Raw genomic sequence first — 19,293 nt, 5'->3', positions numbered from 1 at the left:
AACGCTCGGCCGGATTCTTGGTCGAGTCGCCACACCGCCGTGGCTCGATTGGTTGGCAGGATGGTCCGGTGATCGTTCTCGTAGCTCCCGGTCAGGGGTCGCAGACCCCCGGCTTCCTCACTCCCTGGATCGACGACCCCGCGGCGCGCGCCCAGCTTGAAGAGCTGTCGGACGCATCGGGTGTCGACCTCGTCGCGCACGGCACCTCGTCTGACGCCGACACGATCCGCGACACCGCGGTGGCACAGCCGCTCATCGTGGCCGCCGGCCTCGTGACGGCCCGCGCGCTGTTCGACCGCGTCGACCGCTCCGCCGTCGCCGGAGTCGCCGGCCACTCGGTGGGCGAGCTCACCGCTGCCGCTCTCGCCGGCGTGGTGTCGGAGGCCGACGCGGTCTCCCTCGTCACCGTCCGGGCGTCCGGCATGGCGGCCGCTGCGGCCGCGGAGCCCACCGGCATGAGCGCCGTCCTCGGCGGCGACGAGACCGAGGTCCTGGCGAAGCTCGCCGAGCTGGGCCTCGAGCCCGCCAACTTCAACGGCGGCGGCCAGATCGTCGTGGCCGGTGCGCTCGACGCCCTCGCCCGCCTGGCCGAGGAGCCTCCGGCCAAGGCCCGCGTCATCGCCCTCCAGGTGGCCGGCGCCTTCCACACCCGCTACATGGGCTCGGCCGTCGACCCCCTGCGCACGGCCGCAGCCGCCATCGCCACGTCCGACCCGACGACGCGCCTCTGGACCAACTTCGACGGGTCCGAGGTCGCCGACGGCCGCCGGTTCGTCGACCTGCTCGTCGACCAGGTCGCCTCGCCCGTCCGCTGGGACCGCACGATGGAGTCGTTCACCGCCGCCGGCGTGACCGGGCTCATCGAGCTGGCCCCCGCCGGAGCCCTCGTCGGCCTCGCCAAGCGCGGTCTGAAGAGCCCGTCGGGCGAGAAGCTTCCGACCGTCGCCATCAAGACCCCCGACGACCTCCAGGCCGCCGTCGACCTCCTGCAGGGAGCAGCCTCATGACCCCAACCCTCCTCCAGAACCCCACCCGCGAGTTCACGCGCATCTACTCGTTCGGCGCCGCGCGCGGCGACGTGGTGGTGCCCAACGCCGACATCATCGAGCCGATCAACTCGTCTGACGAGTGGATCCGCCAGCGCACCGGCGTCATCACCCGCATGCGCGCCAGCCGCGACGTCGAGGCCATCGACCTCGCCGAGACCGCGTCGCGCGAGGCCATCGAGAAGGCCGGCATCGACCCGTCGCGGATCGGCGCCGTGCTCGTCGCCACGATCAGCAACACCGTGCCGACCCCGTCGATGGCCGCGCTCCTCGCCGAGCGCGTCGGGGCCAACCCCGCCGCGGCCTACGACATCAGCGCCGCCTGCGCCGGGTACGCCTACGGAATCGCCCAGGCCGACGCCCTCATCAAGTCGGGTATCGCCGAGTACGTCCTCGTCGTCGGCGCCGAGAAGCTCAGCGACATCATCGAGCCGACCGACCGCTCCATCTCGTTCCTCCTCGCCGACGGCGCGGGCGCGGCGATCGTCGGCCCCAGCGACACCCCCGGCATCTCGCCCACCGTGTGGGGCTCCGACGGGTCGAAGTGGGACACCATCGGCATGACCGCCACGACCCGCGCCTACCGCGAGGGAGCCGGCGACATCGCCTGGCCGACCATCCGCCAGGAGGGCCAGACGGTCTTCCGCTGGGCCGTGTGGGAGATGGCCAAGGCCGCGAAGCTCGCCCTCGAGAAGGCCGGCATCCAGGCCTCCGATCTCGCCGCCTTCGTGCCGCACCAGGCCAACATGCGCATCATCGACGAGTTCGCGAAGCAGCTCGGCCTGCCCGACACGGTCGTGATCGGGCGCGACATCGAGACCACCGGCAACACCTCGGCGGCGAGCATCCCGCTCGCCACGCACCGCCTGCTCGCGGAGCACCCGGAGCTCTCGGGCGGACTCGCGCTCCAGATCGGGTTCGGGGCCGGCCTGGTGTTCGGGGCCCAGGTGGTCGTGCTGCCGTAGGGGCCCGAGTTCCTGCGCCCTCGAAGCCGAGCGGAGCCCTTCGAAAACCACCGGTCCAGCGTGCCGTGCACCCGCGCTGACACCGTGCAATAGGATTTACCCCGGTCACAACGACACCTCAAGGAGAGAACAACAATGGCACAGTCCACCGAAGAAGTCCTGGCCGGCCTGGCCGAGCTCATCAACGACGAGACCGGTATCGCCACCGACACCGTCGAGATGGACAAGTCGTTCACCGACGACCTCGACATCGACTCGATCTCGATGATGACGATCGTCGTCAACGCCGAAGAGAAGTTCGACGTCAAGATCCCCGACGACGAGGTCAAGAACCTCAAGACCGTCGGCGACGCCGTGACCTTCATCACCAAGGCTCAGGGCTAATCGTCCCGCAGCTCGGCCCGCGTCGTCTCGGCGCGGGCCGAGCGCTGTTTCCGGGGCCTGACGCCCCGATCGTTTAGGAGACCATTGTGACCAAGAAGATCGTCGTCACCGGCATCGGTGCGACCACCCCCCTCGGCGGAACGTTCGCCGATACCTGGACCGCGCTGCTCGCCAAAGAGAGCGGCATCCGCACCGTCGACGAGCCCTGGGTCGAGACGTACGACCTCCCCATCCGCTTCGCGGGCAGCGTCAAGGTCTCGCCCGACGAGGTGCTGACCCGTCAAGAGACGAAGCGCCTCGACCCCTCCAGCCAGTACGCGCTCATCGCTGCGCGCGAGGCCTGGGCGGACGCAGGATCACCCGAGGTCGTGCCCGAGCGCTTCCTGGTCGACTGGGCCACCGGCATCGGGGGCATCTGGACCCTGACGGACGGCATGGACACCCTCCGCGAGAAGGGCGCCCGCCGCGTCCTCCCGATGACGATCCCCATGCTCATGCCGAACGGCCCGGCCGCCGCCGTCTCGATGGCGCTGGGTGCCCGTGCCGGTGCCCGGACCGTCGTGTCGGCCTGCGCCTCCAGCACCGAGTCGATCGCCAACGCCTACGACCACCTGCAGAACGGCGATGCCGACATCGTCATCGCCGGCGGGTCGGAGGCCTCGATCCACCCGCTCCCCCTCGCCGCCTTCGCGGCGATGCACGCTCTCTCCTCGCGCAGCGATGACCCGGCCACGGCGTCGCGCCCCTACGACGTCACCCGCGACGGCTTCGTCCTAGGCGCCGGCGGTGCCGCCCTGGTCATCGAGACCGAGGAGCACGCCCTCGCCCGCGGCGCCCGCATCTACGCCGAGCTGCTCGGCGGCGCCGTCACCAGCGACGCCTTCCACATCACCGCTCCCGACCCGGAGGGCACCGGTGGCGCCCGCGCTGTGATCAACGCCCTGGAGCGCGCCGGAGTGGAGCGCACCGACGTCGCGCACATCAACGCGCACGCGACCTCGACGCCCGTCGGCGACATCGCCGAGATCCGCGCCCTCGAGCGCGTGTTCGGCGACCACCTCGGCAGCATCGCGATCTCGGCCACCAAGTCGTCGACCGGTCACCTGCTCGGCGGTGCCGGGGCGATCGAGGCCGCGTTCACGGTCAAGGCCCTCGCCGAGAAGACGCTGCCGCCGACGATCAACACGACCCAGATGGACGACAGCATCCACATCGACCTCGTCACCGAGCCGCGCCCCATCGGCGACGAGCCGATCGTGGCGATCTCGACGTCGTTCGGGTTCGGCGGGCACAACGCGGTCGTCGCCCTGCGCTCCATTTAGGTGGCGGCCGCCTGCGGCCGATCCGTGGTCTGGCGGACGCACGAAGGCCCGGTCTCGCGACCGGGCCTTCGTCTTGCACGCCCCCGTGTCGATGGGGCCGCACGTGGTGCAGTCTGAGGCGTCTAGCCGACCTTGTGGAGCCACACGACGGGGTTGCCCTCGCCGGCGTGGCGGAACGCCTCCAGCTCGTCGTCCCACGCCTGGCCGAGGGCGAGACGCAGCTCGCGGTGGAGCTCGAGGGTGTTCGATCCTGCGATCTCCATCGCGTAGCGAATCCGGTCTTCGGGCACGACCGTGTTGCCCACGGAGTCGGTCTGCGCGAAGAAGACGCCGAGGTCGGGCGTGTGCATCCAGCGCCCGCCGTCGGCCCCGTCAGACGGGTCTTCGGTCACCTCGTAGCGCAGGTGCTCCCACCCGCGCAACGCGGACGCGATAGCCGCGCCGGTGCCGGCGGGGCCCTCCCAGTGGAACTCGGCGCGAAGCGAGCCCTTCAGGACAGGCTGATCAGCCCACGTGAAGTTGACCGCACGGCCGAGGGCACGACCAGCAGCCCACTCGACATGCGGGCTCAAAGCACGTGGGGACGAGTGGACGAAAAGGACGCCCTGCGCCACCGACGCAGTGTTGGTTGTTGCAGCCACGATTCCTCCGTTCGATTAGGTGCGACTTCCCCATCGACCTGGTGAACGGATGCTTCGTGGTGGTTCTGTGTGAATTATGGCCGATCAAGCCTGGAAATCACAACTGTGTAATCCCCGGGAACCCGGAATCGCCCTCTACTTGGCATCGGCGTACGAGCGCACGGTCGCCACCGTCACAGGGAACAGCACCGGCGCCGACCCGAACAGCAGGCGCCCGGCCTCCGCCGCGGCCTCCTCGACCAGGCCCGCGACCTCGGCCGCACTCTGCTCGGGCGCGTGCACGACGACCTCGTCGTGCAGGAAGAACACCAGGTGCGGCGCGTCGTCGTCGGTGCCGAAGCGCTCGGCCAGACGGCGCCGCAACGACCCCATCCAGCACAGGGCCCACTCGGCGGCGGTGCCCTGCACGACGAAGTTGCGCGTGAAACGGCCCCAGGCACGCTCAGCGGTGCCCACGTCTCCGGAACCCATCTCCGGCGGGAGCGCCTCGCCACCCGGCTTGGGCGACGTCCGGCCGAGGAGGGTGTGCACCACTCCCCCGTGCTCTCCCTCGCGCGCCGCCTTCTCGACGAACGCGATCGCGTCGGGGAACGCTCTCGTGAGGCGGGGCATGAGGCGTCCGCCGTCGCCCGAGGTCGCGCCGTACATCGCGCCCAGCATGGCGACCTTCGCCTCGGCGCGCGTGGCCACGGCCCCGGTCGCGACGATCCCCTCGTAGAGGTCTCCGGCGCCGGCCCGGGCCATCGCGCGGTCGCGCGAGAGGGCGGTCAGGATCCGCGGCTCGAGCTGCGACGCGTCGGCCACGACGAGCGTCCAGCCGTCGTCGGCGATCACCGCGCCGCGCACGGCCTTCGGCAGCTGCAGCGCTCCGCCGCCCGAGGTGCCCCACCGGCCCGTCGCGGCGGCGGCCGGGACGTACTCCGGCCTGAACCGCCCGCCGACGATCCACTCGTCGACCCACGCCCAGCCGTTCGCGGCGAACAGGCGCTGCTTCTTCTTGTAGGCGAGCAGAGGCTCGATGACGGGATGCTCCAGCTCCCGGAGCTCCCACTGGCGGGTGGTCCGCACGTCGAGACCAGCGCCGCGAAGGGCCTTCAGCAGCTCGCCGGGCGAGTCGGGGTTGAGGTCGGGTGATGCGAGGGACACGCGGATCTCGGCGAGGTCGCGCTGCATCGCGGCCGGCCGTGCGCCGATCGAGGGCCGAGGCCCCAGCAGGGTCGTGAGCAGGTCGTCGTGGCGCTCAGCCGACCACGGGATGCCCCGGTGCCGCATCTCGGCGGCGATCAGCGCGCCAGTCGACTCGGCCACCGCCAGCAGCTCCAGTCGCGGTCGCTCGGCGCTGGCCTCGATCGCGGCCCGCTGGCGCAGGAACTCGCCCACGGGGTCGGGCAGCGACTCCGGCTCGACGACGAACAGCGCGCCGGAGTCGTGCGGAGCGGCCTGAGGGGCGTCCCACACGCCCGGGGCCTCCCCGTGGATCTCAGCGCCGACGGCGAAGGCGGAGCGCCGCAGGATCGCATGCAGCAGCCGGAGGTCGACGCAGCGCTCGACCCGGAGGCCGCGCTCCAGCAGCCGCGGGTACCAGCGCGCCGTGTCGTCCCACACCCAGCGCGTCGCCGCGTGCTCGCCCTCGACGATCACGTCATCGATCTCGGACGGCAGGAACTCGCGCCCCTCGCCGACCTCCAGTGCGCCGCCGCGCCCCCGCGTCACCGGCGTCGCCCGAACCCCCTCGCCGGGCAGGCGGGCGAGCACGGTGAACATACGTTCGACTCTACCGGCGCGCGGGACGTCGTCAGCCTAGGCGTGAAGCAGCGAGCCGTCTTTCGCGAGCACGTTCTTCTCGCCGGCCTCGATCGGGATCGCGAAACGGTTCTGCTTCGGCGGGATCGGGCAGTTGAAGTTGTACGAGAAGGCGCAGGGCGGAAGGACCGCGCGGTTGAAGTCGAGCGTGATCGTGCCGTCGTCGGACGGCGTCGGGAAGAGGAAGCGGCCGACCGAGTAGGTGCTGTCGCCGTTCGTCGCATCGCCGAACACGAGCTGCAGGCGGTCGCCGTCGCCGGACGGGAAGGCGGCGAGCTCGTAGTCGACGCCGTCGCGGCTGAAGCGGATCAGGCCGGGCAACGGCTGCGGCCGGCTCAGCTCGAGGTCTTTCTGGTGGCGGATGTCGACCTGCGCACCCTCTTCGGTAGGGACGAAGTCGGCGGTGACCACCCACGACGGGTCGAAGTCGAACGAGTCGACGCTGCCGAACGCCTGCGCGGCGTCGGACGAGGTGTCCCACACCCGGAGGGCGTACGACGAGCGGTCGTCGTTGGCGATCACGGTGCCGGTCGCCCCCGACGCGAAGCGGAGCGTCGACGGCACCATGGCGTCGTCGCCGGCGACGTAGACCGTGCCGTCGACCACGTCGCCGTCGACGACGATGCCGTCGGCCTCCGTCGCCGTCAGGGCGAGGCCGCCGAGGCCCTTCGGCGCCGGAGCCCAGGTGCCCGGCACGCCCCACACCGGCTGCGCCGAGTCGACCCACTGCGTGTTGGTCAGGGCGAGGAAGCCCTGCGGGCCGGTGGCTCGCTCACGGCGGCGCTGGCGGTAGCGCTCGAGTTCGGCGGTGGCGGAGGCGATGGCGGTGTCGTTCATGGTGGGCCCAACGTACGGGAGGCCTCCGACATTTCCTGCTGCCCCCGCCGAGACGGCACAGCCCCTCCCGGGATCGGGAGGGGCCGTGCCGATCCGGCGGGGGCGGGCCTGCTACTCGGCCGACAGGCGCCGGAGCTGCTCCTCGAACGGCACGACGGCGTCGGCGTCGAACGCACCCGGGCGGCGCGTCGTGTGACCGGCGACGAGCTCGGCGAGCTGCTCGCCGGCGCGGGCGACACGGTCGGGGAGGGTCGTGGTGGTCTCGTCGCCCGAGCCCCAGTCCTCCGATGCGGCGAAGACGCCGAGGGGCACGACGACCGAGCGCAGATACGCGAACAGGGGCCGGAGGGCGAGGTCGAGCACGAGGGAGTGGCGCGGGGAGCCGGCCGTGGCGCCGATGAGGACCGGAGTTCCTGCGAGCGAATCCTTGTCGACGACATCGAAGAACGACTTGAACAGGCCGCTGTACGACGCCGTGAACACCGGGCTGACGGCGATGACGCCGTCAGCGCTCGTGACGGCCGCGATGGCCGCCTCGAGGGCCGGCGACGGGAAGCCGGTCAGCAGGTTGTCGGTGATGTCGTGAGCCAGATCGCGCAGCTCGATCACCTCGACGTCGGCCGACTCCCCGAGTGACGCCAGGCCGCGGGTCGTGGCCTCGGCGAGGCGGTCGGCGAGCAGACGGGTCGACGAGGGCTGGCTGAGCCCGGCCGAGACGACGGCGATGCGCTTGGCCGGCAGGCCCGAGGGTGCGGTGCTCATCGGAGCGCCGGGACAGCTGCGGGGTCGGCCGAGGAGACAGCCGGAGTCGCCTCGGCGGCGCGAGCCACCTGGTTCGCGTGCGTGGGTGCATCCGGCACGTCGGCTGGACGCCCGATGGCGAACTCGCGGCGGAGCACCGGCACCACCTCGGAGCCGAGCAGGTCGAGCTGCTCGAGCACGGTCTTGAGGGGCAGGCCGGCGTGGTCCATCAGGAAGAGCTGACGCTGGTAGTCGCCGACGTAGCCGCGGAAGCCGAGCGTGCGGTCGATGACCTCCTGCGGGCTGCCGACGGTGAGGGGCGTCTGCGCGGTGAAGTCCTCGAGCGAGGGTCCGTGGCCGTAGACCGGGGCGTTGTCGAAGTACGGCCGGAACTGCCTGACCGCGTCCTGCGAGTTCTTGGCCATGAAGACCTGGCCGCCGAGGCCGACGTAGGCCTGGTGGGCCTTGCCGTGTCCGTAGTGCTCGAACCGCTCGCGGTAGAGCTGCACCATCTGAGCGGTGTGCGAGGCGGGCCAGAAGATGTGGTTGGCGAAGAACCCGTCGCCGTAGTACGCGGCCTGCTCGGCGATCTCGGTCGACCGGATCGAGCCGTGCCAGACGAACGGCGCGACGCCGTCGAGCGGGCGCGGCGTAGCTGTGAAGCCCTGCAGCGGGGTGCGGAAGTGGCCCTTCCAGTCGACGACCTCCTCCGTCCAGAGACGGTGCAGCAGGGCGTAGTTCTCGATGGCGAGGTTGATGCCCTGGCGGATGTCCTTGCCGAACCACGGGTAGACCGGGCCGGTGTTGCCGCGTCCCAGCGTCAGGTCGACGCGCCCGTCGGTGATGTTCTGCAGGAGTGCGAAGTCCTCGGCGATCTTCACCGGGTCGTTCGTGGTGATCAGCGTGGTAGCCGTGCTCAGGATGATCTTCTCGGTCTGTGCCGCGATCATCGCGAGGAGCGTCGTGGGGCTCGAGTTCGCGAACGGCGGGTTGTGGTGCTCGCCGGCGGCGTACACGTCGAGGCCGACTTCCTCCGCGTGCTTGGCGATGGTGATCATCGCCTTCAGGCGCTCGTGCTCGGTCGGCGTGACGCCGGTCGTGGGGTCGGTTGTGATGTCGCCGACGCTGAAGATTCCGAACTGCATGCCGCTCTCGTTGCTCATGACCTCTACCCTACCTCCGTTTGTATGCGTCTGCATACAGTTCGGTTCAACGCGGCCCGGACGCAGAAATTCCCGGCCTCTCGGAAGAGGTCGGGAATCGCGCGCCGGCGGAGGAGAGAACGGGTCGCCTAGGACTTCTCGCAGGCGATGCCGTCCTTGTCGGCGTCCGACTTCTTGTTCGCGTTGTAGAGAGCAGTGTCGTGCTTGACCGTGCCCTTGAGCGCCCGGTGGTAGGTCTTGCCCTTGGAGTGCGTCGTGTTGGTCGTGACGCCCTTCTTGGCGATGCCACCCGACCAGTGCTTGTGGATCTCGGTGCAGTTCTTGTACGTGGTCGATTTGGGGGTCACCTTGTTCACGGACGAGGTGTGAACGGTGCTGGCCGACGAGGCTTCGGCCGCGACGACGACCGACGGCACGGCGATGGCGACCGTGAGGACGGTGGCGGCGATGGCCAGGCGCGGAGAGATCATGCGACGACCGTACGGGCCGGTTCCTGCGCCCTGGAAGTCCCATAACGAGCGCCCCTCGAACGGGTGACCCGCCTGCGGCTCAGCGATCGACGGGCGGTGCGAGGCGGAGCTGGCGCTCGGGAAGCTGGCACATCGCGATCGGCCCCTCGAGGTCGGGTGTGTACTGGGGGGTGTCGAACTGGATGGTCCAGACGCGCGACGACCCGCCGATGACCGAGACCGGCTGCCAGGCCGAGCCGCCGGCGCGCACGACTATGCCGGTGGGTCCGTCGGGGAACGGCGAGGCGGGGTCTTCGAGCGAGTCGACCACATGCACCTGCGCCCCGATGCCGAATCCCGTGTCACGGGTGATGGGCGAGTCGGTGCCTCGCAGTCGTCTGCCGAACATGGGCTCATTCTCGCACCGCCGGCACGCCGCGGAGGCGATCCATCGGATACTGCAACACACCCGAAACGCATCTGCGGGCTCGTGCACGCCGATCGCGCCGGCATTCGACCCGTCTTCGGACCGAGTCACAGGGCATCCTCAGGTTCCCGTAGCATTGACGCATCGTCGGGGGGCGCGATTCACTCAACCGGTCCATCCGACCTCTCGACACACCGAGAGGATCAGAACGTGACCATTCCCCCTGTGCCGGGCACCGGCAGCAGCGACGACAGCAGTCCCGAGAGCCTCGCGCCCTCTCAGCCGGCCGGAGTGCCGCCCGTGGCCCCACCCCCGCCTGAGGCGTCCTCGCGCGTCTCGCTGGTGATGCGCTCGCTGACCGGCCGCGACTGGATCGTCGCGGCCGTCACGGGCGTGGCCGGATTCGTGGCGGCCTACGTCGTGGCGGTGCTGTCGCTCCTGCTGACGGCACTCGTGCTGGCTGCGTCGGCGTCCGGATCGGGAGCAGGATCGACCTCGACGGGCGACGCGTCGCCCCTACCCGGAACGTCGTCGCTTCCGCAGGTCGACGCCTCGAGCATCTTCACGATCCTCGCCGGTGCGCCGGCCCAGCTGGTGCTGCTGGCCGACCTCGGCCGCCTCCGCATAGCGGGCAGCCTCGAGTACCTCACGACGGTGTCCGGCTCGGCCCACCTCGGCTTCGTCCCGGTGATGATCGCGCTCGCCCAGATCGCCGCGATCGTGCTGCTCGCCCGGTACGCGCGTCGACCTGGCCTCGATCGCGGCCAGACGCTGGTCACGTCGGCCATCACCGGCCTGGCCCTGGCACTGACGACGCTGCTGATCGGCCTGGCGCTCGGAATCCGCCTGCCGACCGAGGCGCTGTCAGGCATCCACCGCATCAACGCGGTCACCGGCCTCGCCATCGTGGTGGCCCTGGTCGTCGGATTCGCGGGGTCGTTCCTCGCGCGCGACGTCCGGCTCGCCGGCGTCCACCCGACGGCGACGCGCATCCTGGGATGGATCCGCACCGCCGCGCTGCAGTTCGCGGCGCTGGGTCTTCTGATAGGACTGGTGATCGTCGTCGTGGCGCTCATCACCCGGCCGAGCTCCGCGGGCGCCTACCCGCTGCTGATCGGCAACATCGTGGCCGTCGCGATCGCCTTCGGGTTCCTCGGCGGCGTGTCGACGTCCGACTCGGTCGGATCGCTCCTCTCGATGGCGAGCGGCAACTCGGCGCCGGCCCAGACCGCGACCGTCTTCGCGCACTCGCCCGGCTGGTACTGGCTGCTCGTCGTGGCCGTCGTGGCGTCGGCAGTGCTTGCGGGGCTCGCACTCGCCGTGCGCCGCGGCGGATCGCGCCGAGACCTCCTCGACTGGATCGTCGCTCCCGTTGTCTACGCCCTCGCCGGCCTCGGCCTGCTCATCGTCGGCACCGTCGTCTTCTCGGTGCAGGTCTCGGCCTTGGGCGGCGGAGGCTCCGCCGGCGTCACCCCGTGGACGGTCGCCGTCGTGGCCGCGTGGGGCCTCGCTATCGAGGCGGTCGCGCGCTACGTCGCGCCGCGGGTCGTCCCCGCGCTTCCGCCGGGAGCGCTGCGGGCGCTCGCTTTCGTCGCCGGGCGCGACGCGGCGGGCACCGCGGCGACGGGCACCGCACCCACGAGCACTGCCCTGACGAGCACTGCCCCGACGGCCGTCGGTGCGTCGAACGTGTTCGCCCCCGCCAAGCCGATGTCGCCCAGGGCGCGGAGGATCCTGCTTCGATCTCTCATCGCGGCGGGCATCGTCATCGTGCTGGTCGTCGGCGGCGCCATCACCGCGACGACGCTCCGCACCAGCGTCTACGGCCCCGGGCCGGTGGCCGAGGCCTACCTCGGAGACCTGTCGCGCGGTGACGCAACTGCCGCGGCGAAGCTCGAAGGCAGCGCGAAAGCGGCGGGCGGCATGATGACGGACGCCGTCCTGTCGAAGGCGTCGGCGCGCATCACCGACGTCGCCATCGGAAAGGTGACCACGTCGGGCGACATCGCCACCGTGGCGGCGGCCTTCTCGGTCGGCGGGCAGCAGCAGGACGCCATCCTGCAGCTCACGCGCACCGGGACGAGCTGGTTCTTCAAGGACGAGTGGAAGGTCAAGCCCCTGACGTCCACCGTCGACGTGCGGGCCGACACGATCTTCGCGACCTCGGACGTGACCGCCGGCGGGACCGCGGTGGGCGCGCTGTCGGACAGCGGACTCGAGCTGACGGCCTACCCGGGCGTCTACGACCTGTCGATCGCGGGAACGGACTACTTCGGATCGACCGTCCAGAAGATCGCGGTGGGCGCCGGCTCGTCGTCGTACGGGGCCTCGGCGCAGTTCGAGGCGAAGCCCACGGATCGGCTGACGACCGACGCCGAGAAGATCGTCACCGACCTGATCGATACGTGCGAGAAGTCGACTCGCGGCGACCTCGACTCGGACTGCCCCTTCTACGGACCGGGCTCGGGCTACACGAAGGTCTCGTACAAGGTCACGAAGCAGCCGACGCTGGCGGTGTCGCTGAACGGCGACTCGATCTCCGTGACGAGCGAGGGCGGCTCGGGCTCGGTCACCGAGAAGTACACCGACGAGTTCCTCGGTACCTCCTACCCCTACTCGTACGACACCACCTTCAACGTCTACGTCTCGCTCAAGGTCGTCGACGGCAAGCTCGTCGTGGACGACAGCTACTGACCCGATCTCAGCTGCAGACCCGACCTCAGCTGACGGGGCGGCTCCCCCCGGGGTTCTCGCTGGGACGCTTTCCCTGGGCGTGAATTCACGCCCAGGGAAAGCGTCCCGAGACCGAACCCCCGCCGCTCGCGGACACAGTCTCCGTCTCGATTGGTTCAGGTCGGACGGGCGGATGCCCGGGGCGCGGCGTCAGCCGCCGTGGCCCGGCACGGTGCGGATGGCGGCCGTGTGCGTCTGAATGGTGCGGATCGATGACGTGATCACGGTCGGGATCGACGTCGTGATGGCCTGGATCGATGTCGTGATGACGGGGATCGACGTCGTCGACAGGGTCGCCTGCGAGTGACCGTGGACCGGGAAGCCGCGGCGGGCTGCGAGGACGACGCCGAAGCTGACGACGAGCACGGCAGCGGCCGCGAGCGGGAGCACGCCGAGGCCGGCTCCGCTGTAGACGGCGCCGCCGACTGCGGCACCGCCGGCGATGCCGATGTTCGAGGCGCCGTTGATGATCGCGCCGGCGATGTCGGGGCTGACGCCGCCGGTGCGGATCGCCGCCGCCATGAACAGGGTGCCCGTCGTGCCGTTGGCGGCCATCCAGAGGCCCGCGACGACGAACGTGCCGACGAGCGAGCCGTGGACGAGCGGCAGGGCCGCGATCGAGGCGACCATGACGGCGACGGCCACCAGGAGCGTCTGCCGCGGCGCCCGGTCGACGAACGAGCCGGCCGCGACGAGCCCGATGATCCCGGTGCCGCCCAGGACGAGCAGCGCGCCGCCGATGTAGTCGTGCCCGAGGCCCGCGCCCTCGAGGTACGGGCCGATGTAGGTGTAGACGACGTAGTGGCCGGCGAAGAGGAGCAGGTCGGCGATCGCGACCGCGATGAGGCCGGATCGCGCCCAGGACTTCACGGAGCCCAGGTGAGGCTGGGACTCGCCGCGGACCGACGGCAGGAACAGCAGTGCGACGACGGCCAGGAGCGCGCTCGCCACTGCGACGCCGCCGACGGCAAGGCGCCATCCTGCGTGCTCTCCGACTGTCGTGGCGATGGGGACGCCGATCACGAAGCCGAGGGACGAGCCGGAGTAGACGAACGCGATCGCCCGGCCGGCCAGACGCGGCGGGACGATCTTCGTGGCGTACGCGGATGCGACCGAGAAGAACAGGGCGTGGGCTACGCCGCCGATCACACGGCCCGCGCAGACCACGGCGAAGCTCGGCGCGAGCGCGATCAGCAGGTTCGAGAGCGCGTAGCCGCCCAGGGTGGCCACCAGGATCGCCCGACGCGGGAAGCGCGTGGTGGCGAGTGTGAGGGGCAGTGCGAGCACAGCGACGGCGACCGCGTAGACCGTGATGACGAGGCCCATCGACGAGACCGAGACGCCGAGGCTCGAGCTCATCGAGCCGAGGAGCCCTACGGGCATGAGCTCGGTCGTGATGGCGAAGAATGTGGCGAGGCCGAGCACGGCGATGCCGACGACGGCGCGGGGCGTCAGCTCGTGCGGCTGCCCGACGGCGGGCGCTGCGCCGGCGCGGGGCGTGCGCAGTGTGCGGGGTGCTGTGGAGGTGTCGGTCACGGGACTCCCGGGAGCGCGCGACGAAGCCGGGCGTCGGGGAACGCCGGAACCGCAGACCTGGATGCGGCCTGGCGGGGCAGTCTCGTCGTGGACTCGGATTGATGGTGGACGGTGGTGAGTGCGTTCCACTCCACGACGAGTGATGCCCTACCAGTGTTGCACGCACCCCTCCCCCGTGCGCAAGGCACCAGTCCTGGGGACTCCCCTTGAATTTCTTATATTGCTTCGATGACTACTGCGCGTCCTTCGATGACTACTGCGCGTCGAGGCGCGAGGTGTTCTCGCGAGCACCGCCGCGCAGGATCCTGCGGACGCGCGGGACGGCGAGCCCGAGGATGTCGCCGATGTCGCGCTTGGTCACGCCGGCCGCATCGAGCTGGTCGGCGGCGCGGCCGAGGGCGTTCCACTCGGCATCGAGCGCCTCGTCGGACGCAGTGCGGAGCTGGGCGGCACGGTCGAGCTGAGCCTCGACGTCTCCCGGGTACTCGACGACGATGTCGAGCTCGATCGTGTCGGGCTCGACGTCTTCGAAGTCGGCGATGAAGGCACGTGCGACGTCGTCGGCCTCGCCCAGCCAGCGGGCTGTGGCCGTGCCGCCGATCGGGGCGATCTCGACGCGCCAGGCGTCCTCGTCGCGGGACACGGTCACGTCGTACTTCAGAGAAGGCATGCGTCGAGTCTGGCAGACCGCCGGGCCGCGCGTTCCGCCTGCCACCACGCGTCGAGACTCGCGACGGCGTAGGTTGAGGCCCATGGACTCACGGACCGGGCGCATCACCCTCATCGTCGTCGGCGCGATCGTCGTGGTGGTCGGGGGCGTGTTCGCCGGCCAGGGGGCCGATCTGATCCCCGGCAGCTCCATGACCGGTGACCGGAAGTGGCTGGTCATCGGCGGCATTCTGGTGATCGTCGGGCTCGTGCTCGTGGTCCGGGGCCTTCGCAGGCGCCGTTCTGACACGTAGGGCGGACGGGACTTGAACCCGTGACCGAGCGATTATGAGTCGCCTGCTCTGACCAGCTGAGCTACCGCCCCGCATCCGCGCGCAGGCCGCTGGACGGCCCGGCTACGACGACGAAGAGGACTCGGTCTGCGAAGCACGCGCGGTGTCGGCGACCGGGTCGGCCACCGCCTGACCACGATACAGCTTCTCGAATGTGTCGAGGGTGCGGCCGATGTCGTGCGGCTCGATCATCTTCAGGCTCGCCGTGCGCATCGCGACGTAGTCGGCATCGGACTTCTCGAGCACGAGAGTCAGCTTCTCAGCGAGGTCGTCGGCATCGCCCGGGCGGAACAGATAGCCGTTCGACCCGTCGTCGACGAGGTGCGGCAGGGCCATGGCGTCGGCCACGACGATGGGCAGCCCTGAGGCCATGGCCTCGAGGCTCGCGATGCTCTGGAGCTCGGCCGTCGACGGCATGCAGAAGACGGTCGCGTCGGTGAGCGTGCGGCGCAGCTCGTCGTCGGAGAGGTAGCCGGCGAACGTGACACGGTCGGCCAGACCGAGGTCGGCCGTCATCTGCGTGAGACGCCCGAGGAGGTCGCCGCCGCCGACGATGACGAGCTTCGCGTCGAGGGTGGGCGAGAGCTTGGTCATCGCCTGCAGGAGCACGTCGATGTGCTTCTCGCCGGTGACGCGGCCGACGAAGACGATGGTGTTGTCTTTCGGGCGTCCCGGTTTGGCCGTGTAGTCGGAGGCGTCGATTCCGCAGGAGATGGCGTAGACGCCGGTGATGTTCGTCGCCGCCTCCAGGAAGCCCGCGGCCTTCTTGGTCGGCGTCGTGATCTCCTGCACGTACTCGTAGGTGTGAGCGGCGTCCTGCCAGGCCTTCGTCACGATCCAGTCTTTGAGGCGCTTCGGCATCGGAGGGAAGTGATCGACGAGGTTGTCGGGCATGAAGTGGTTGGTCGCGATGATCCGGATGCCGCGATCGTGGGCGACCTTGGTGAGGCCGCGACCGATGATGATGTGCGCCTGGATGTGCACGACGTCGGGCTTGAACGACTCGACGATGCGGCGGGAGTGGAACTTGACGGTCCACGGCGTCGCGAAGCGGAGCCAGTCGTGCAGCGGCCAGCGGGTCGAGTTGAGGCGGTGGACCGTGAGCACCTGCCCGTCGTGCTCCTCGCGGAAGGTGCCGTGCTTGCGAGTCGCTGCGGGAGCGACGACGTGCACGTCGTGGCCGCGTCCGGCGAGGCCGACCGCCAGGCGCTCGGTGAAGTTCGCCGCGCCGTTGACGTCGGGCGGGAACGTGTCGCCGGCGAGGAGCACCCGCAAGGGCCTCTGCGGGGTGACGGTGGAGGGGGCGGGACTGTCGCCGGGGGCGGTGTCGTGGGTCACGGGGAGGTGGCGTCCTTACCGGTGGTGACGGGCGGCTGGAGAAACGGCCTGAGGCCAGTGGTTCGGCCCAGGCTAGCTCAGCGGCTCGCCTGCGGGTGGTATTTGGCGAGCTGGAAGACGCCGTAGACGGCCAGAGCGCCCGCGGCGAGGTAGAAGATGGCAGCCCACCACGGGGCCGTCGAGGCCTCCCCCAGAACGAGCACGCCCACGCCGACGGCGACGAGCGGATCGACCACCGTAAGCCCGGCGATGACCAGGTCGGGCGGTCCGGACGAGTAGGCGTTCTGCACGAAGTAACCGCCCAGGGAGCCCGCGGCGATGAGGAACGCGGCGCAGACGAACGTCAGAGCGTCGAAGTTCGACGACTCGATCCTGTTGATGATCACCTTCGCCAGTGTGGCCACGAAGCCGTACAGGAAGCCGGCGCCGATGATGTAGAACAGCGCCCGGATCCGGGTGCGGAAGAGCAGGAAGGCGGTCAGCCAGATCGCGAAGACGAACGCGAGGATCACCAGCACAGTCACGAGCTGGCCGGTCGTGATGGCGGGCTCGGTCGCCGTCAGGGCGGCGACGGTGACGAACAGGCCCACGCCGCCGACGCAGAACAGGATGGCGCGTTTCGACTGCCGGTCGAGACGCTGACGCGTCGTCCGGGAGTTCAGGATCGCCGTGACCACGAGCGCCACGGCGCCGAGGGGCTGCACGACGATCAGCGGCGCGAAGCTGAGGCTCGTGAGCTGGAACACGATGGCGAGACCGAGCATGGCGCTGCCGATGACCCAGGACGGACGACCGAGGAGACGCAGCATCTGGCCGACCTTGAGGCCCTTGGCGGCTCCGCCCGAGGCGCGCTCCACCTTGGCCACGCCGCGGTGCTGGAGCTGCGCGCCGACCGACAGGAAGATTGCTCCGACGAGCGCGATGGGGATCCCGATGGCCTGATGCGTACTCAGCGTGACCGGCGTGGCGAGGACGTCGAGAGGCAGTGGCACTCCCTCACGCTACCGCGACGGCCGCCGATAGGCTGAGTGAATGGCTGTACGACCGATAACCATCACCGGCGAGCCCGTGCTCCACGAGCCCGCTGCGCCCGTCACCGAGTTCGACGAGTCGCTCCGCGAGCTCGTCGCCGACATGTTCGACACGATGGACCAAGCGCCCGGCGTGGGCCTCGCCGGGCCGCAGGTCGGCGTGGGCCTGCGGCTCTTCGTGTATTCGTGGTCGGACGACGACGGCGAGGCCTGGCGCGGAGTCGCGATCAATCCGCAGCTGTGGCAGACGCCGCTCGTCCCCGAGTCGGTCGACGAGCTCGACGACGAGCTCGAGTCGGAGGGGTGCCTGTCGATCCCGGGCGAGCGGTTCCCGCTGCGACGCGCCGACGGCGTCCTCCTCCGCGCGGTCGACCTCGACGGCGAGCCCTTCGAGATCGAGGCGTACGGCTGGCTGGCGCGCATCTTCCAGCACGAGTACGACCACCTCGACGGCCTTCTGTACGCCGATCGCGTCGACTACCCGTTCGCCAAGGCCATCTCGAAGGTGGCCAAGAAGAAGGGCTGGGGCGTGCCCGGCAACACCTGGATGCCCGGTCTCGACCACCCCGAAGGCTGAGGTGTTCATCAGCGGCCGAAACGTTTGCTAGAGTTGTGGTCGCTGTTCAAACGGATCACATCCAAGCGATACGAACAGCTGCCATTCCTCGATAGCTCAATTGGCAGAGCAGCCGGCTGTTAACCGGCAGGTTCTTGGTTCGAGTCCAAGTCGGGGAGCGAAGCCCCCACGGCTCCACCCGTGGGGGCTTTTTTCCTGTCCGCGCGCTGAACACACGTGGGGCGGCGATCTATCGGGGCGACCCCAGGGGCCGGTGCGGCGTCGGAGGCGGCTACCGCCCGGCGGCGGTCTAGTAGCCGGCCGCCGGGTCGACCACGCCGATGAACTCCCCGCCGCCCGAGAGGGCGGCGACATTGTGCCGGATCCGCTCGGCGAGGAGCGGAGCCGTCATCTCGGGCGTGTCGGCCTGGTGCGGCGTGATCAGGGCGCGGGGCTCTGTCCAGAGCGGGTGTCCGTCGGGCAGGGGCTCGGGGTCGGTGACGTCGAGTCCGGCGCCCCAGAGCGACTCGGCCCGGAGCGCCTCGACGAGCGCGTCCGTGTCGACGAGGCCTCCTCGCGCGATGTTCACGAGCACCGCCGTGTCTTTCATCAGGTCGAACTGGCTCGCGCCGAACATCTTCGCGGTGTCGTCTGTCATCGCCGCGGCGACGATCACGACGTCGGCGTCGGGAAGGACCTCGTCGAGCGACGACGCCGCCACGGTGCAGGCGGCGCCCGGAACCGGCGACGTGCTGCGGCGCACCACGGTGATCGACGTGTCGAACGGCTCGAGCAGGCGCATGATCTCGAGGCCGATGCCGCCGGCGCCGACGATCACGACGTTGAGGCCGTAGAGCGAGATGCCCTTGGGTACTGTCGCCCAGCTCGACGCGCGCACTCGTTCCGGGAACACGCGGAGGAGCGCCAGCGTCAGCGCGACGGCGTGCTCGGCGACCGGCTCGGAGTAGGCGCCCTTGGCACTCGTCCACAGCGGCCGCGGCGAGTCGGCGTACTTCTTCATGATGGGCGCGAACATGTCGACACCGGCCATGGGCAACTGCACCCATTCGATGTTCGGGTGCGTCGTCAGCACCTCGTCGAGCTCGTCGATCGCCTTGTGCGACAGCCACATGAGCCCGCGGGTCTCGTCGTCGATCGGTCCGAGAGTCCCGCCGCCCGCCTCGACAGCGTCGACGACGTGCTGCTCGACCGTCGGGCCGACGGCGATCGGGCCGGGGGTGGGGCGGCGCTCGTCGGGGACGACGGCGGACGGGGTCAGGACGGCGCGGTGGCCGCGCGCGGCGGTGCTGGAAGTCACGG

The 19,293-nt window shown here is 70.3% G+C and carries 19 protein-coding genes and 2 tRNA genes; 8 read left to right on the top strand and 13 right to left on the bottom strand.

Annotation, left to right across the window (positions count from 1 at the left end; translation table 11 throughout):
• Positions 1-68: 68 nt before the first annotated feature.
• The 4 genes from AC07TY_RS02590 to AC07TY_RS02575 all read left to right on the top strand — a co-directional run bounded on the left by AC07TY_RS02590 (position 69) and on the right by AC07TY_RS02575 (position 3,717).
• The gene (locus AC07TY_RS02590; protein WP_494784250.1) at positions 69-1,007 is read left to right on the top strand and encodes an ACP S-malonyltransferase; all 939 of its coding nucleotides are present in this window, start codon (positions 69-71) and stop codon (positions 1,005-1,007) included.
• Positions 1,004-2,011 carry a beta-ketoacyl-ACP synthase III gene (locus tag AC07TY_RS02585; protein WP_488626349.1) on the top strand — a complete coding sequence of 336 codons (1,008 nt, stop codon included), beginning with the start codon at positions 1,004-1,006 and terminating at the stop codon, positions 2,009-2,011. The genes AC07TY_RS02590 and AC07TY_RS02585 overlap by 4 nt, the downstream gene beginning before the upstream one ends.
• A gap of 135 nt (positions 2,012-2,146) precedes the next feature.
• The gene (locus AC07TY_RS02580) at positions 2,147-2,395 is read left to right on the top strand and encodes an acyl carrier protein (RefSeq protein WP_123504706.1); all 249 of its coding nucleotides are present in this window, start codon (positions 2,147-2,149) and stop codon (positions 2,393-2,395) included.
• A gap of 86 nt (positions 2,396-2,481) precedes the next feature.
• The gene (locus tag AC07TY_RS02575) at positions 2,482-3,717 is read left to right on the top strand and encodes a beta-ketoacyl-[acyl-carrier-protein] synthase family protein (protein ID WP_494784249.1); all 1,236 of its coding nucleotides are present in this window, start codon (positions 2,482-2,484) and stop codon (positions 3,715-3,717) included.
• A gap of 122 nt (positions 3,718-3,839) precedes the next feature.
• Here AC07TY_RS02575 and AC07TY_RS02570 read toward each other — a convergent pair whose 3' ends face one another.
• The 7 genes from AC07TY_RS02570 to AC07TY_RS02540 form a co-directional block, all read right to left on the bottom strand.
• Positions 3,840-4,358, bottom strand: a complete 519-nt coding sequence (locus tag AC07TY_RS02570; RefSeq protein WP_488626351.1) for a DUF3145 domain-containing protein — start codon at positions 4,356-4,358, stop codon at positions 3,840-3,842.
• 135 nt (positions 4,359-4,493) lie between these two features.
• Complete coding sequence (locus AC07TY_RS02565; RefSeq protein WP_494784248.1) at positions 4,494-6,122, bottom strand: bifunctional 3'-5' exonuclease/DNA polymerase; 1,629 nt, start codon at positions 6,120-6,122, stop codon at positions 4,494-4,496.
• 36 nt (positions 6,123-6,158) lie between these two features.
• Positions 6,159-6,998: a DUF1684 domain-containing protein gene (locus AC07TY_RS02560; RefSeq protein WP_494784247.1), complete on the bottom strand. Its 840-nt coding sequence runs from the start codon at positions 6,996-6,998 to the stop codon at positions 6,159-6,161.
• Between the two features lie 111 nt (positions 6,999-7,109).
• Entirely contained in the window at positions 7,110-7,760 is a 651-nt protein-coding gene (locus tag AC07TY_RS02555) for an FMN reductase (protein WP_494784246.1), read from the bottom strand.
• On the bottom strand, positions 7,757-8,884 hold the full coding sequence (locus AC07TY_RS02550) for an LLM class flavin-dependent oxidoreductase (RefSeq protein ID WP_494784549.1): 1,128 nt from the start codon (positions 8,882-8,884) through the stop codon (positions 7,757-7,759). Before AC07TY_RS02550 ends, AC07TY_RS02555 begins: the two co-directional genes overlap by 4 nt.
• A 146-nt stretch (positions 8,885-9,030) precedes the next feature.
• Complete coding sequence (locus AC07TY_RS02545; RefSeq protein ID WP_123504711.1) at positions 9,031-9,372, bottom strand: excalibur calcium-binding domain-containing protein; 342 nt, start codon at positions 9,370-9,372, stop codon at positions 9,031-9,033.
• Positions 9,373-9,451: 79 nt separating this feature from the next.
• Entirely contained in the window at positions 9,452-9,760 is a 309-nt protein-coding gene (locus tag AC07TY_RS02540; RefSeq protein WP_123504712.1) for a hypothetical protein, read from the bottom strand.
• A gap of 228 nt (positions 9,761-9,988) precedes the next feature.
• Here AC07TY_RS02540 and AC07TY_RS02535 point away from each other — a divergent pair, with 228 nt between their 5' ends.
• Positions 9,989-12,472, top strand: coding sequence for a hypothetical protein (locus tag AC07TY_RS02535; RefSeq protein WP_494784245.1), 2,484 nt, complete (start codon positions 9,989-9,991; stop codon positions 12,470-12,472).
• Between the two features lie 189 nt (positions 12,473-12,661).
• Here AC07TY_RS02535 and AC07TY_RS02530 read toward each other — a convergent pair whose 3' ends face one another.
• Together AC07TY_RS02530 and AC07TY_RS02525 are read right to left on the bottom strand one after the other, a co-directional pair.
• Positions 12,662-14,047 carry an MFS transporter gene (locus AC07TY_RS02530; RefSeq protein WP_123504715.1) on the bottom strand — a complete coding sequence of 462 codons (1,386 nt, stop codon included), beginning with the start codon at positions 14,045-14,047 and terminating at the stop codon, positions 12,662-12,664.
• Positions 14,048-14,300: 253 nt separating this feature from the next.
• Positions 14,301-14,717 (bottom strand): hypothetical protein, encoded by a 417-nt coding sequence (locus AC07TY_RS02525; RefSeq protein ID WP_123504716.1) that lies wholly within the window; start codon positions 14,715-14,717, stop codon positions 14,301-14,303.
• Positions 14,718-14,799: 82 nt separating this feature from the next.
• Here AC07TY_RS02525 and AC07TY_RS02520 point away from each other — a divergent pair, with 82 nt between their 5' ends.
• Positions 14,800-15,009, top strand: a complete 210-nt coding sequence (locus AC07TY_RS02520; RefSeq protein ID WP_123504717.1) for a hypothetical protein — start codon at positions 14,800-14,802, stop codon at positions 15,007-15,009.
• On the opposite strand, the gene AC07TY_RS02515 is transcribed toward AC07TY_RS02520, so the two are convergent.
• From AC07TY_RS02515 to AC07TY_RS02505, 3 genes are all read right to left on the bottom strand, one after another.
• A tRNA-Ile gene (locus tag AC07TY_RS02515) sits at positions 15,007-15,080 on the bottom strand. The two genes, AC07TY_RS02520 and AC07TY_RS02515, sit on opposite strands and share 3 nt — an antisense overlap.
• A gap of 31 nt (positions 15,081-15,111) precedes the next feature.
• The gene (locus AC07TY_RS02510) at positions 15,112-16,386 is read right to left on the bottom strand and encodes a glycosyltransferase (protein WP_488626356.1); all 1,275 of its coding nucleotides are present in this window, start codon (positions 16,384-16,386) and stop codon (positions 15,112-15,114) included.
• 77 nt (positions 16,387-16,463) lie between these two features.
• Complete coding sequence (locus AC07TY_RS02505; RefSeq protein WP_494784244.1) at positions 16,464-17,378, bottom strand: DMT family transporter; 915 nt, start codon at positions 17,376-17,378, stop codon at positions 16,464-16,466.
• Positions 17,379-17,418: 40 nt separating this feature from the next.
• Here AC07TY_RS02505 and def point away from each other — a divergent pair, with 40 nt between their 5' ends.
• The gene (gene def / locus AC07TY_RS02500; RefSeq protein ID WP_488626358.1) at positions 17,419-17,994 is read left to right on the top strand and encodes a peptide deformylase; all 576 of its coding nucleotides are present in this window, start codon (positions 17,419-17,421) and stop codon (positions 17,992-17,994) included.
• An 85-nt stretch (positions 17,995-18,079) separates the two neighbouring features.
• A tRNA-Asn gene (locus AC07TY_RS02495) sits at positions 18,080-18,152 on the top strand.
• A 131-nt stretch (positions 18,153-18,283) separates the two neighbouring features.
• On the opposite strand, the gene AC07TY_RS02490 is transcribed toward AC07TY_RS02495, so the two are convergent.
• Positions 18,284-19,291: a D-isomer specific 2-hydroxyacid dehydrogenase family protein gene (locus AC07TY_RS02490; RefSeq protein ID WP_494784243.1), complete on the bottom strand. Its 1,008-nt coding sequence runs from the start codon at positions 19,289-19,291 to the stop codon at positions 18,284-18,286.
• Between the last annotated feature and the right edge of the window lie 2 nt (positions 19,292-19,293).

The organism is Frondihabitans sp. GW821-FHT04F02 (genome assembly GCF_059420045.1).
This window is presented reverse-complemented; position numbering and strand designations above follow the sequence as displayed.